Below are 12937 nucleotides of genomic sequence, written 5' to 3' on the forward strand. Positions count from 1 at the left end.
CGGAGCTGCCGTCGTGGCGGTCGCCGCATGACGCGGACTGCGGGGCTGGTCGAGGGCGTGCCGGCGCTGAACGGCGCATGGCCCGATGTCGACATCGAGGCGCCGCTGCCGCATCCCCATCTCTTCGGCCTGCCGCTGAACCCGCGCTGGCTCACCGCGGTGCTGCTGCTCGCCGCCATTTCCGCGGCATTGATCTTCGGTACCCTGTGGTCGGTGCTCGGCACGCGCGGTCACTTCGCCGCCGCGCCGGTGTTCGCGCGCCGGGCGGTCGGCGAGGGCGAACTGCCGCGCGGCGATCGCCTCGCGGCGGTGCCGGCGCCCGAGAGCGCCGCGGCGGGGGACAACGCCATGCTGCGCTCCCGCATCGAGCAGCTCGCCGATGGCGAGCTGCGGCCCAAGCCCTTCACCCATGTCATCGCGGGGCTCGCCGACCTGCCGGTCGCGCCGCCGCAGGGCGCGCCGCCGGCGGAACATGCGTCGCCGCCGGCCAATGTTGCCGCCGCCGCGCTGCCGCCGGTAATTCGCTATGGCGGCGCCAGGCCGGCAGGGCAGCAGCGCGCCAGCGCCTACGCCGCAGCCGACGACGGGCTGCAGGGCACGCTCGCCATTCCGCTCGACGCCATCAATCTCACGGTGATCCGCAAGCATGCGCAGGATGCGGCAGCGCGGCCGCAGCGCCGCGTCATCGTCGCGCGCGCCGGCGACACCCTCGACCAGATTCTCACCGCGCTCGGTGTCGCGGCGTCCGACGCCGAGGCGATCGCGACGCTGCTGATGCCCCGCAAGTGGTTCAGCCGCGATGCCTTCGCCGGCGGCGAGGAGGTCACCGTGCTGCAGGACGCCGCCGCGGCGCAGTCGCCGGAGCATGCGGCGGAGCGTGTCACGCCGCCGCTGCGTCCGCGCATGGTGCGGCTGGCACGGCCGGAGCGTCCGGACGTCGCCGCCGCGCTGTCCGATGCCGGGCGCTATGTGAGGGTCGCGGCCGCGCCGCCGGAGCCTGCCCGTGGCAGCACGACCGCGACCGCGCAGCGGCTGCGGCCTGCGACCGGTGCGAGCCTGCGTGACAGCCTGCTGGCGCTGGCGCAGGCCCATGACATCGACCGCGCAGTGGTCGACGATGTCGGCCGGTTGTGCGAACACGACGTCGATCTCGACGCGCCGGTCGGCGCCGACGACAAGGTCGAGCTGCTGTTCAGCCCCAACGCGCTCGGACAGTCCGAACTGGCGTTCGCGGCATTGACGCTCGGTGGCAAGACGCGGCGCTACTACCGCTTCGACTCGCCCGACGACGACAGCTCCGACTATTACGACGAGGACGGCCGCTCGGTGACCAAGTCGCTGCTGCGCAAGCCGGTCGCGGCTGGCCGGCTCGGTGATGGTTTCGGCTGGCGTACCCATCCGGTGCTGCAGGACCGCCGCTTCCATGAGGGCGTCGACTACGCCGCGCCGATGGGCTCGCCGATCGCGGCCGCGGCCTCCGGCGTCGTCGAGAAGATCGATCAGCAGTGGGGCTACGGCAAGTACATCCGCATCCGCCACGACTACGGCTACGAGACGACTTACGCCCATATCGCCGGCGTGCCGCACGGTCTCAAGGTCGGCGACCGCGTCCGTCAGGGCCAGACCATCGCGATGATCGGCTCGACCGGTCTGTCGACCGGACCGCACCTCTATTACGAGGTGCGCATCAACGGCCGCAATGTCGATCCGCTGCGCGTCAAGCTGCGCGCCGGCCGTGTGCTCGACGGCAATCTTCTGACCGCGTTCGAGACCACGCGCAACCGCACCGATCAGTTGTTGCAGGCCTCCGGCGCGCCGCGCTGAAGAAGCGGGTTCGTCGCCGCATGTGTTGCGCTGCGGGACGACGCTGACGCTTTTCGCGCCGGCCGCGCGATCTGACGAACTTTTCAGCACGCCCGTGTTGTCTGTTGCCGGGGTTTTGCGCCGGGATCATAGTCGGCGTTGCCGGGCCACCGAGGCCGGCGAAACACGTTGCGATTTGCTCGGTTGCGATCCGCTCGAACAACAGGAGCGTGCAATGATGAGACGTGTCGTGATGATCACCGCCGCGTTGACGATCGTGTCGCTGGGCGCCATTGGAGGCGCCGAGGCCGGAGCCTCCGCCAGCGCGCCGTCGAAGTACAGCGCCCGGACGCACGCCATGACCGCGAGCCAGCCGACGACGGTCCGCCCGGCGTCGGTGCGGACCGACGAATTCTCGTCGGCGGCGCGGACGCGCCAGCCCGGTCACTGAGAAGGGGCGCCATCGCCCGTGCCGCGCAGCGCATGCGCGGCCATGCGATGGCGTGCGCCGGTCTGGACCTGGCGATGAAGCCGCCGCGCGGCTGGACGGCTTCAGCGCGCCTGCGCCACGACAAGCGTATCGGCGTGGCGATGCACCAGCTTCCACGCGCCATCTTCGCGGCGAAAGATTTCAGTGACGCGCAGATCCATCGGCATGGCGTCGGTCTTGCCGTGCAGACGCACGGTGGCGCGCTGGATCCCCGTCCAGAACGCCAGGGTGCCGCTCGCGCCCTGCTGCAGGATCTCGAGATGCGTCCGACCATCGCCGGCGAACATGGCCGCGCCCGCCTGATACGCGCTCGTCACCGCCGTCGCGCCGGTCAGATGGCCGCCGCTGGGACCGAAGAAACTCACCGGATCGGTGGTGGCGGCGAGCTGTGCGAGCGGCGCGGCATCACCGCCGACATAAGCGCGCGCGGCCGCCTCGCGCTGCGTCATGAAGGTCGTGAAGTCATGGGTCGAGCGGTCGGTCATCGGCATCTCCGGAACGTCGGGCCGGCACGCGGGATGCGTGCGGTCGGCCGGACCTGACGGCGACGCCGTGCCAGTTTCTGTCAGCAGCGCTCGCAGGGCAGTCCAATGATGTCCGAATGATCGACCTGTGCTGTGGCCAGGCGCCGGCGTTGAGGACGCAACGGCTTTCGCACTTTCCGCGTCATGCGCGGGCAGCGCGATCCGTCTTCGACGGATCGCCAGGACCAAGGTCACCCGCGCATCCAGCTTCACGAACTCGCCCCCGGGAGGAAAAGCTGAATTGCCGGATCAAGTCCGGCAATAACGCTCGGGGTGTCGCCAGCTGCCTTGCCCTCAATACACCGAGAAACGTCCGACATAGCGCCCGAACACGGTCACTTCCTCCGGCGCGAACGACTGGTCGGGATACATCTTGTTGTCGGACTTCAGCACGTAGCGCAGGCCGCTGTCGGTGCGCTCGACCGAGACGCGCTTGAGTGTGCGGCCGAGGCCATAGTCGACCGCCCAGATGCCGTCGGGCTCGATCTGCTGGCGGCTGGTGTCGACGAACACGACATCGGTGCGCTGGATGGTCGGCTCCATGCTGTCGCCGTCCATGACGAAGCCGACGGTGCGGGCGACGTCGGCGCGGGCGAGGCCGCGCAGCACGGCGGCGGGAATGCGCCACCAGTCGGCGACCTCCTCGCGCGCCTGCATCTCGCCGACGTCGATGGTCAGTACCGTGCCGGTCGAGCCGCCGCCGATGCGGCCGCGCATCTGCGGCAGCGCGTCGGGGAAGGGGCGGTCGAGCTCGGTGGTCGGCGCGTCGATCTCCGGATCGGGCTCGAACTCCTCACCGGCGGGCACGCGCTTGGGCTCGCTGCCATGCTCCTCGCCGCCGCGCCGCCACAGCAGCCAGTCCTCGCTGGTGGCGAGGGCGGCGGCGATCTCGCGCAGCAGCCGCGGCCGCTTCACGCGGCCTTGCTCGATGGCGTCGATGCCCTGCTGCTTCATGCCGACACGCTCGGCGAGCATCTCCTGCGACAGGCCGAGCTTGGCGCGGCGCAGCCGCATGCGGCGACCGAACGCTGCTGCATCCACTTCCTTCATGATGACCTCCGAGGTGCGAGCGACCGGCTCGGGGATGGCGGGGACGGGAGCGGCGACAGCGCCGGCTCTACCAACTTTTCGGTTATCCACTGTACTGATTTATCAGTTGCGGTCAACCGATCTTTCAGTGATGGTGAATGCATGACCGATAACAACCAGTCCTTGCAGGAAACGTCACTGCCGCCGCTGACCGCCGCCGACGCCGCCGGTCAGGCCGCGTCCGATCCGTCCGCGTCCCACAAGCTGGCGTTGCAGCGAGCCTGCGACGCCGTCGGCGGCCAGAAAGCTCTCGCCGCCCGTCTCGGCACCTCCCAGTCCAAGGTCTGGTACTGGCTCGCGCGCAGCCGGCGCGGCGTTCCCGGCGAGTTCGTGCTGGCGGTGGAAGCCGCGAGCGGCGTCAGCCGCCACGACCTGCGTCCCGACATCTATCCGCAACCGACCGCCATGGAGCCGTCATGTCCGCCGTCCGCGCGCCGCTGATCGCCGCACCTTCCCTGATGCCCACCGACGCCGCCGGTGCGGCGCTGACGCCGGCCGACGACCGCACCCTGCTGCGGCTGTGGGCCGAGCGCCACGACACCTGCGACATCGCGCGGCGCATGCACCGCAGCGAGGCGCAGATCGCCAACCGCCTCGCGCAACTGCGCGACGAGGACGGCATGGCGATGACGCCGACGCAGTACACGCTGCATCACGCCCGCAAGCGCCGCCTGGCGCGGCTGGCCGCCGCGGCGAAGCCGCAGCCGGTCGAGGCGCGCGCGGTCGCGGCGATCGCCGATGACGATGATCTGCCGGCGCGCGCCACGACGCCCGCGGTGGCGCGGCGCAACACCACGGTGTGCACGCCCGATCGCGCTGCCGCCGCGCGGCTGGCGCAGCTCGCGGTCGCAGCGTCGCTGCCGCCGGCGCCGAGCGCCCGTGCGGTTCAACTGGCGGTATGCGCCTATTACGACGTCACGCTGCAGGACCTGCTGTCGCCGCGGCGTCATGCGGAGATCGTGCGGCCGCGTCAGGTCGCGGTCTATCTCTGCCGCACGCTCACTGCGCTCTCGATGCCGAAGATCGGCGCGCTGTTCGGCGATCGCGACCACACCACCATTCTCGCCGCGATCCGCAAGGTCAGCGAGCAGCTGCAACGCGATGCCGACCTGCGGCTCGACGTCGATGCGCTGACCGATCAGTTGCTGACCGCGCTCGAGGCCGGCGAGCCGATGCCGTGACGGCGATTTCCGGGCCGCCTGCTCCTTGCGCGGGACGCGAGCGCGACGGGAATCGTCGCCGTCGCGGGGGCGCGAGGGGCGGGCGGCCGGGTGTGGAGCGGCCGCCAGGGCGGGCCGGGCAGTGACCGCATGCATCAATGGTTTCGAGTCTACAACACGCTGGTGGACGATCCGAAAGTGCAGCAGCTTCCGAGCGCGCTGTTCAAGGCGCTGATCAATCTGTGGTGCCTTGCCTCGCAAAGCGGCGGCGTGCTGCCGCAGATGAATGTCGTCGCCTACAAGCTGCGGATGACGCCGCGCAAGACGGCCGACATCGTCGCGCGCCTCGTCGCCGCGGGACTGATGGAGAGCAGCGGCGGCGCCGTCGTGCCGCACAACTGGAGCGGCCGCCAGTTCCAGTCGGACTGTTCGACCGAGCGGGTGCGGCGCTTCCGCGCCAACCGCCGCCATGCGCGCAAGGCGGCGGCCGGTGCGGACGCGCTCACGCCGGAGGCCGCCGACGGCTCTGCTGTCGCGGCGCCGCTCGCCGACGCCGCGGCGCAGGAAGCGGCGCTGCGCGGCGAGATCGCCCGGCTGTTCACTGCGGCGAAGGCGCCGGCCGTGCCCGACATGGCGCGGGTGCGGCTGTGGCTCAGCCAGGGCTATGACGTCGGCATCATCCTCGCGGTGGTGTCGGAGATCGTGGCCCGCAAGCCCAATCTCTCCAGCCTCAACTATTTCGACGCCGCGATCCGCGAGGCCCATGCCTCGCGCGCGCCGCCGCGCGTCACGCCGGGGCCGCCGGGGCGGCTCGGCATCGAGGATGCTGTGCGGCTGTTTGCCTCGACGCGGCACTGGTCGCGCTGGGCCGGCCCCGCGCCCGGCCTTGCCGGCTGCCGCGCCAGCGACGAACTGCTGGCGCGCTTCGGCCTTGCGCCCGACGGCATGCCGTTCGTGTCGCCGGACCATTCGACGCCATCCCTCACTATCAACGAGAGCACGACGCCATGACCCACTTCCACATTCCGCCCAAGGGCGACATCAAGCTGAACAAGGACGGCAAGAGCCGGCCCAAGCGCCGCCGCGTCGGCCGGCTGCGCACTCCGCGCGAGCCGCTGGGCACACCGACGCAGGAGCGTCTCGCGAAAGCCGATGGTCATGTCGACGTTGGCGACGACGCCCAGGGCACGCGCATCTACACGCTGCGCGATTCCCCGCTCGAGCGCCTCAATGCCCGCGGCGGCATCGATGGGCGCGAGTACTCGGCGCTGATGAAGTTCAAGCAGCACTGGCATCATGCCGGCCTGCAGCCTTCGGTCGGCAGCGTCGACCTCAGCCGCGTCTTCTCGGTCGACCCCGCCGGCTATTCCGGCATGGCGAAAACCGAGCGCCAGGTGTTTCACCGCCAGCGCTATCGCGAGGCGGTGCAGCACATCGGTCTTCGCGCGGCGCTGGTGGTCGAGCGGGTGGTGTGCACCGAGCAAACGCTGGAGACCGCGGGCATGGCATTGAATTGGCGCACCCCGGCGCAGGCTCGCGCCGCGGCCACCGAGCTGCTGCGCGACGCCGGCTATCGCCTCGCGCAGCTGTGGGGCATCGGGTGAGAGCGATTTTGAGGTGCCCACGGCAAATGGGCACCTCACGGGAAATCAGGCTACAATAGATCGAACTGCGCCGGCCTGATGGATGGTGATGATGGTTGGGGGCATTCGATGGATGGACAACGTTCGCTTGCCGACTGGCTGCGCGTTCTGCCTTTGCGCTGGTTATGCCTCGGCAAGTCGGCAAGGCCGTGCTGTGTGGTGTCGCATTCGGCATTTACGTCGGGGGCGTATTCCCGGGACAGGATTCGCGTTCAAGGGACACGCTTGACCACTTGGGGGCCCATCTGTCCAACGCATTGGACCATGCTTTGCTGGCGATCCCTGTTGGTCTCGCCGTCGGCTTGTTTTTGAAGCGGAATCTTGCCCGCCGGCTCGGCAGTGCGCATGCAGCGTCTGCGGCAGACGCCGCACTCTGATTCTGACAGAGGATGCCTCGTGTCGGAGAGAGGCGCGGGGCGGCGTCGGAGGCCTGTGAAGGTTGCCGGGCAGCATGCTTGAGCGAACGAGCCAAGGCGAGCGTGAGCTCGCAGGAGTGATATCCACTCTCGCGCAAGGCTGGTTGGCGAGGAGTTACCGCGTCGCTCAGGCGTCTTCGTCTGGTGTAAATTCTGCCGGCAGCTCCAACTGCTGCTTCGCCTCCTCGGTGATCTCGCGCCGGCCGGGAATATGAATCCCGGCGGCGGCGAGGCGGGCGATCTGCTGCACCAGCCGGGCTGGAAAATCCGGCGCGAGCACCGCGGGCGCGATCGCGAGAATGAAAAGGCCGACGCCGGGCGTTGCGTTGCCATCCGCAAAGGATGGTGCGTCGCATGACCAGTTGGCGCCGGTCAGGCCGGCGGCCATGACCTCCGCCATCAGGGCGATGTTGGCGCCGCGCGTGCCGCCGAACGCCAGCAGCAATCCCTTCATGGCCTGCCGCGCGTCGGTGGTCGGCGCGCCAGCGGCGTCGATGGCCCAGCCTTCGGGGATCGTGCCGCCTTCGCTCGCGGCGCGGCGGATGTTGACGAACGCGGTCGCACTCGACGCCTGGTCGATCACCAGCGCCGGCCCATCGGCGACAGGGGCGGCGAACGACAGCGGATTGGTGCCGTAGACCGCGCTGCGGCTTGTGCCGGCTGTCACCAACGCCGGCCCGTTGGACACCGCGAACGCGACGAGGCCGGCCTCGGCGAGGCGGCGCGTGTAGTAGCCGAGCTCGCCGGCGGTGTAGCTGTTGGTCTGGGCGAACATCGCAACGCCGTAGAGAGCGGCCCGCGTGCGCAGCTCGTCGAAGGCCAGATCGAAGCCGAGCTGGGCGATGCCGCCATGCGCATCGACGCGGATGGTCGCGGGCGTCGGGAATGCGATCCCCGGCTGCGCCGTGCCGGCGATGCGGCCCGCGGCGAAGCCGGCGAGATAGTCGGGCAGGTGGGCGAAGCCGACCGAGTCGCGTCCGCTGATCTCCGCGGCGACCGTGGCGTTGGCGAGCGACGTCGCGGCGGCCTCGTTTGCCCCCGCGCGTCGTGCCGCGCGCCGTGCGATCTCGCGGGCCTGCTCGATGGTGATGCGCATGGATGTTCCCGAGGAGGAGCGCGCAAGGCCTGTCAGCGAAACGCAGGTCCCGCGTGCGAGGCCTGCGCTGCCCGTGAGACGCTGGTGACGATCTGCGGTGGCGCGCCGCTCAGGTCGGCTGCGCTGTGGGCCGCACCAGAATCTCGTTGATGTCGACGTCGGCGGGCTGGCCGATGACATAGGCCATCGCCTCGGCGATGGCGCGCGCCGAAATCGACACCTTGCGGCGCTCGGTGACGCGCTGGCGCAGCGCCGGATCGGAAATGGTTTCGGCGAGCTCGGACTCGACCGCACCCGGCGAGATGATGGTGACGCGGATCTTGTCACCGGCTTCCTGGCGCAGCCCCTCGGAGATCGCACGCACCGCGAACTTGGTGCCGGCATAGACCGCACTGTCGGGGCCGACGCGGTGGCCGGCGACCGACGAGATGTTGATGAAATGGCCGGCCTGCTGCTTGCGGAACACGGGCAGGGCGGCGGCGATGCCCCACAGCACGCCCTTGATGTTGACGTCGACCATGCGCTCCCACTCGTCGACCTTGAGCTGGTCGAGCGGCGACAGCGGCATCAGCCCGGCATTGCTGACGAGCACGTCGAGCCGGCCGAAGCGCTCCTGCGCATGTGCCACGAAGGCGGCGACGTCGTCGCGCCGCGTCACGTCGAGCGCGCGAAAGGCGGCCTTGCCGCCGTCTGCGGCGATGTCCCCGGCGATGGCTTCGAGCCGGTCGGTGCGGCGTGCACCCAGCACCACGCTGGCGCCGGCCTGCGCGAGCAGGCGCGCGGCGGCTTCGCCGATGCCGCTGCTCGCGCCGGTGATGGCGACGACTTTACCCCTGATGTTCGACATCGATGCTCTTCCTTGTCTGACAGCACTGTGCCGGCCGCGCGATCTGCGGGGCCGGCACGGCACTGGTGTCATATCCTGTCGGCGTGGCGGCGCCGCCGGCATTGTGCCGGCGCGGCGCTTACGCCGCGTTGAAGCCGGCGATCGCCTTGACCTCGAGATATTCCTCGAGACCGAACTTGCCCCACTCGCGGCCGTTGCCGGACTGCTTGTAGCCGCCGAACGGCGCGGAGCGCTCGTTGGGCACGCCGTTGAGGTTGACGTTGCCGGCGCGCAGCTTGCGGCCGACCGCGCGGGCGCGCTCCACCGTGCCGGCGGAGACGTAGCCGGCGAGGCCATAGGGCGTGTCGTTGGCGATCTTCACCGCTTCGTCCTCGTCCTTGGCGCCGAGGATCGCGATCACCGGCCCGAAGATCTCCTCGCGCGCGATGGTCATGTCGTTGGTGACGTCGGCGAACACGGTGGGGCGGACATAGAAGCCCTTGTTGACGCCCTCGGGCAGGCCCGGGCCGCCGGCCACGAGGGTGGCGCCCTCGTCGATGCCCTTCTGGATCAGCGCCTGGATCTTGTCCCACTGGATGCGCGACACGACGGGGCCGATGGTGGTGTCGGCCGCGCGCGGATCGCCCGCCCTGGTCTTGTCCGCGACGCCCTTGGCGATCGCAGCGACCTCCTTCATCTTCGACAGCGGCACGATCATGCGGGTCGGCGCGTTGCACGACTGGCCGGAGTTGTTGAAGACGTGGGCGACGCCGCCGCTCACCGCCTTGGCGAAGTCGGCATCGTCGAGGATGATGTTCGGCGACTTGCCGCCGAGCTCCTGGCTGACGCGCTTCACCGTCGGCGCGGCGCGCTTGGCGACGTCGATGCCGGCGCGGGTCGAGCCGGTGAACGAGATCATGTCGATGTCGGGATGCTCGCTCATGGCGGCGCCGACCTCGGGGCCAAGGCCGTTGACGAGATTGAACACGCCTTTCGGCACGCCCGCTTCATGCAGGATCTCGGCGAAGATCAGCGCCGAGGTCGGGGTGAACTCGGAGGGCTTGAGGATCATGGTGCAGCCGGCGGCGAGCGCGGGCGCGACCTTGCAGGCGATCTGGTTGAGCGGCCAGTTCCACGGCGTGATCATGCCGATGACGCCGACCGGCTCGCGCACCACCACGGCCGATCCCAGCGGCTCCTCGAACTGATAGGTCTTGAGCACCTCCAGCGTCGACATGATGTGGCCGAGGCCGGCGCCGGCCTGGAATTTTTCGGCGAAGCCGAGCGGCGCGCCCATCTCGTCGGACACGGCGGCGCCGATGTCCTTCATGCGGGTCTTGTAGACCTCGATCACCTTGGTCAGTAGCGCGACGCGCTCCTCGCGGCTGGTCTGCGAAAACGTCTCGAATGCGCGCCTGGCGGCGGCGACCGCCTTGTCGACGTCGGCCTTCGAGCCGACCGCGACGTCGTACAGGGCTTCTTCCGTGGCGGGATTGACCACCGGAACGGTCTTCTTGACGGCGGGATCGACCCAGGCGCCGTCGATGTAGAATTGCAGGCGATTGACCATGATGTCCTCTTTCGACGTTCGGCCCGTTCAGGCGGGCCCTTGTTCGATTATGGGGGGCGGTGAAACGATGTTGGCACAACAGCCGCGGCCAGTGCAAATCACGCCATGGCGGGAAATGCCATTTCCATGCGGCGAAATGCGGCGCGGCGGCGTTGCATGACAGCCATTCCGCTCGCAGCGCGGCTCCACCCATCCGTATGGCAGGACGATGACGCTATGTCCCGCGGGATATAGCGCGGGTGATGAGGCGGTTGTGAAGTGGATGAATAGCAGATCAGGCCACATCTGCTGCGTCATGGCCGGGCCTGACCTTTGTCATTCTCCTCGTCCTGCGGAGCGGGCGAAGCCTGCGTCTCGAAGGATGAGGCCCGTGTGGCGGCGCCGTGGCCTCATGGTTCGAGACGGCGCATACGCGCCTCCTCACCATGAGGGTTGAATGCTCCGCGTCCGATCGAGGGCCACGTCGTTGAATGCGTCGTCCGGGGCAGGCGAGGACACAGGTAAAAACCTCAGCGTTGGCCCCGCTTCGAGCTGGGCACGTTCGATGAACTGAGGTGTTTCCATATCGGTCATTTTTGGCCGATTATTTGGCCGATCGTCGTGGCCTGGCTTTGATCGATCCATCCACCACAGCCGCAAGACGCCCCCCTTACGCCGCCGCCATCCGCTCGCGCAGCTGCTTCTTCATCACCTTGCCGTTGGCGTTGCGCGGCAGCGGCTCGATCGTGATGTCGAAGGTCTCCGGCACCTTGTAGTCGGACAGTTGCGTTGCGCAGAGCTGGCGCAGGCTGTCGGCGGCGAGGGTGGCGTTGCGGGCGACCACGATGGCATGGACACGCTCGCCGAGCACCGGGCAGGGCCTCGCGACGATCGCGCTCTCGATGACGTCGGGATGGCCGGCGAGCACCGACTCGACTTCCGCCGAATAGATCTTGAGCCCGCCGCGGTTGATCATGTCCTTGGCGCGGTCGAACACCCGCACGAAGCCGCTGGCATCCACCGAACCGAGATCGCCGGAGTGCCAGTAACCGGCCGTGAAGCTCTCGGCTGTCGCCTTCGGATTATTCCAGTAGCCCTTGATGACCGAGCCGCCATGAATCCAGAGTTCGCCGACCTCACCCGGCGGCAACTCGCGCCCCTGCGGATCGACGGCGATGATGTGGGCGCCCGGGCAGGCGAAGCCGACGCTGTCGAGATGCTGCGCGGTGAACTGCGGCGGCATGATGGTCGAGGGCGAGGTGGTCTCGGTGGCGCCATAGGCATTGATCAGCTTCAGACCCGGCAGCGCCCGCGCCAGCTTCTCGATGGTCGCGGTCGGCATCGGCGCGCCGCCATAGCCGCCGATGCGCCACGCCGAGAGGTCATGGTCGGCGAAGTCCGCCTGCAGCAGGCAGAGATTGTACATCGCCGGCGCCATCACCGTGTAGGTCGCACGCTCGCGCGCGGCGACGCGCAGGTAGTCCGCCGCCTTGAACTCGGCGACCACGATCAGCGTGCCGGCGCAGCGCACCATGCTCATGATGTTGGCGACGACCCCGGTGACATGGGCGAGCGGCACCGCGGCGATCGAGCGGTCGGCGGCCGTCAGCCCCAGGCAGGCCTCGTAGATCATCGCCGAGTGGATGAGATTGCAGTGGGCGAGCATGGCGCCCTTGGGCCGGCCGGTGGTGCCGGAAGTGTAGAGGATCAGCGCGGTGTCTTCCTCGCCGACGCGCGCCGGCGGCGCCGAGGGCTCGGCCGCCATGAGGTCGGGAAAGCGTGCGCCGTCGCCGCCGACGGCGATGCGCCCGGCCAGCGCCGGCACGGCATCCGCATGCGGCAGGCGGTCGGTGAGGCTGCTCTCATGGACGATCAGCCGCGCGCCGCTGTCGTTCAGCGCATAGGCGAGTTCGGGCGTCTGCTGGCGCGTGCTCAGCACCACGCTGACAAGGCCGAGCCGGGCGGCGCCGAACAGCGTCAGCATGAATTCGGTGCGGTTGCCGAGCAGCAGCGCGAGGCGGTCGCCGGTTTGAAGGCCCTGCGCAGCCAGCCCGGCGGCGACGCGGGCGGAGCGTGCCCGCACCTCGGCCCAGGTCAGGCGGTCGTCGCCGCACACCAGCGCCTCGCCGTCGGGGCGGCGGGCAGCGGCGTCCTCCAGCATCTGCCACAGGCTGGCCGGCCGGTCGGGGAAAGCGGGAACGATGCGGTCGCCGAATCGCGTTTCGTGCCGCAGGTCGGGAAGTGCGAGGCCGAACCAGTCCATGATGGGGGCGTTTCCAGATCGTTGTCAGCTTTGTTGCCGTGTTCGTTACCTTGGAACCTAGCGGTGGCGCGCTGCAGC

General features: G+C 69.4%; 12 protein-coding genes. 6 read left to right on the forward strand and 6 right to left on the reverse strand.

Translation table 11 applies throughout. The features are described 5' to 3' along the window. Positions 1–27 precede the first annotated feature (27 nt). Both JQ639_RS28390 and JQ639_RS28395 read left to right on the forward strand, forming a co-directional pair. Positions 28–1824, forward strand: coding sequence for a peptidoglycan DD-metalloendopeptidase family protein (locus tag JQ639_RS28390; protein ID WP_211962698.1), 1797 nt, complete (start codon positions 28–30; stop codon positions 1822–1824). A 214-nt stretch (positions 1825–2038) separates the two neighbouring features. Next, on the forward strand, positions 2039–2254 hold the full coding sequence (locus tag JQ639_RS28395; RefSeq protein ID WP_211962700.1) for a hypothetical protein: 216 nt from the start codon (positions 2039–2041) through the stop codon (positions 2252–2254). Between the two features lie 101 nt (positions 2255–2355). Here JQ639_RS28395 and JQ639_RS28400 read toward each other — a convergent pair whose 3' ends face one another. Both JQ639_RS28400 and JQ639_RS28405 read right to left on the reverse strand, forming a co-directional pair. Continuing rightward, positions 2356–3030, reverse strand: coding sequence for a YybH family protein (locus tag JQ639_RS28400; RefSeq protein ID WP_211962702.1), 675 nt, complete (start codon positions 3028–3030; stop codon positions 2356–2358). An 81-nt stretch (positions 3031–3111) separates the two neighbouring features. Continuing rightward, complete coding sequence (locus JQ639_RS28405) at positions 3112–3867, reverse strand: XRE family transcriptional regulator (protein WP_211962704.1); 756 nt, start codon at positions 3865–3867, stop codon at positions 3112–3114. Between the two features lie 141 nt (positions 3868–4008). Here JQ639_RS28405 and JQ639_RS28410 point away from each other — a divergent pair, with 141 nt between their 5' ends. The 4 genes from JQ639_RS28410 (at position 4009) to JQ639_RS28425 (ending at position 6670) form a co-directional block, all read left to right on the forward strand. Beyond that, entirely contained in the window at positions 4009–4347 is a 339-nt protein-coding gene (locus tag JQ639_RS28410; RefSeq protein WP_211962706.1) for a YdaS family helix-turn-helix protein, read from the forward strand. Continuing rightward, on the forward strand, positions 4323–5087 hold the full coding sequence (locus tag JQ639_RS28415) for a helix-turn-helix domain-containing protein (RefSeq protein ID WP_211962708.1): 765 nt from the start codon (positions 4323–4325) through the stop codon (positions 5085–5087). The genes JQ639_RS28410 and JQ639_RS28415 overlap by 25 nt, the downstream gene beginning before the upstream one ends. A 129-nt stretch (positions 5088–5216) precedes the next feature. Then, on the forward strand, positions 5217–6077 hold the full coding sequence (locus JQ639_RS28420) for a hypothetical protein (RefSeq protein WP_211962710.1): 861 nt from the start codon (positions 5217–5219) through the stop codon (positions 6075–6077). Then, complete coding sequence (locus JQ639_RS28425) at positions 6074–6670, forward strand: DUF6456 domain-containing protein (protein ID WP_211962712.1); 597 nt, start codon at positions 6074–6076, stop codon at positions 6668–6670. The genes JQ639_RS28420 and JQ639_RS28425 overlap by 4 nt, the downstream gene beginning before the upstream one ends. A 582-nt stretch (positions 6671–7252) precedes the next feature. On the opposite strand, the gene JQ639_RS28430 is transcribed toward JQ639_RS28425, so the two are convergent. The 4 genes from JQ639_RS28430 to JQ639_RS28445 all read right to left on the reverse strand — a co-directional run bounded on the left by JQ639_RS28430 (position 7253) and on the right by JQ639_RS28445 (position 12859). After that, a complete protein-coding gene (locus JQ639_RS28430; protein ID WP_211962714.1) occupies positions 7253–8221 on the reverse strand; it encodes an Ldh family oxidoreductase in 969 nt (322 codons plus the stop codon). A gap of 109 nt (positions 8222–8330) precedes the next feature. After that, entirely contained in the window at positions 8331–9068 is a 738-nt protein-coding gene (locus tag JQ639_RS28435) for an SDR family oxidoreductase (RefSeq protein WP_211962715.1), read from the reverse strand. A 118-nt stretch (positions 9069–9186) separates the two neighbouring features. Further along, entirely contained in the window at positions 9187–10617 is a 1431-nt protein-coding gene (locus JQ639_RS28440) for an aldehyde dehydrogenase family protein (protein WP_211962716.1), read from the reverse strand. A gap of 649 nt (positions 10618–11266) precedes the next feature. After that, positions 11267–12859, reverse strand: a complete 1593-nt coding sequence (locus tag JQ639_RS28445) for a class I adenylate-forming enzyme family protein (RefSeq protein WP_211962717.1) — start codon at positions 12857–12859, stop codon at positions 11267–11269. Positions 12860–12937: the final 78 nt, after the last annotated feature.

It is taken from the genome of Bradyrhizobium sp. U87765 SZCCT0048 (genome assembly GCF_018131225.1).
GTDB lineage: Bacteria > Pseudomonadota > Alphaproteobacteria > Rhizobiales > Xanthobacteraceae > Bradyrhizobium_A.

What these genes read in the sequence shown, in the direction of transcription:
- JQ639_RS28390 (WP_211962698.1), top strand. Translation starts at nt 28, where the DNA reads ATGACGCGGACTGCGGGGCTGGTCGAGGGCGTGCCGGCGCTGAACGGC.
- JQ639_RS28445 (WP_211962717.1), bottom strand. Translation starts at nt 12,859, where the DNA reads ATGGACTGGTTCGGCCTCGCACTTCCCGACCTGCGGCACGAAACGCGA.
- JQ639_RS28420 (WP_211962710.1), top strand. Translation starts at nt 5,217, where the DNA reads ATGCATCAATGGTTTCGAGTCTACAACACGCTGGTGGACGATCCGAAA.
- JQ639_RS28440 (WP_211962716.1), bottom strand. Translation starts at nt 10,617, where the DNA reads ATGGTCAATCGCCTGCAATTCTACATCGACGGCGCCTGGGTCGATCCC.
- JQ639_RS28425 (WP_211962712.1), top strand. Translation starts at nt 6,074, where the DNA reads ATGACCCACTTCCACATTCCGCCCAAGGGCGACATCAAGCTGAACAAG.
- JQ639_RS28415 (WP_211962708.1), top strand. Translation starts at nt 4,323, where the DNA reads ATGTCCGCCGTCCGCGCGCCGCTGATCGCCGCACCTTCCCTGATGCCC.
- JQ639_RS28410 (WP_211962706.1), top strand. Translation starts at nt 4,009, where the DNA reads ATGACCGATAACAACCAGTCCTTGCAGGAAACGTCACTGCCGCCGCTG.
- JQ639_RS28405 (WP_211962704.1), bottom strand. Translation starts at nt 3,867, where the DNA reads ATGAAGGAAGTGGATGCAGCAGCGTTCGGTCGCCGCATGCGGCTGCGC.
- JQ639_RS28435 (WP_211962715.1), bottom strand. Translation starts at nt 9,068, where the DNA reads ATGTCGAACATCAGGGGTAAAGTCGTCGCCATCACCGGCGCGAGCAGC.
- JQ639_RS28395 (WP_211962700.1), top strand. Translation starts at nt 2,039, where the DNA reads ATGATGAGACGTGTCGTGATGATCACCGCCGCGTTGACGATCGTGTCG.
- JQ639_RS28430 (WP_211962714.1), bottom strand. Translation starts at nt 8,221, where the DNA reads ATGCGCATCACCATCGAGCAGGCCCGCGAGATCGCACGGCGCGCGGCA.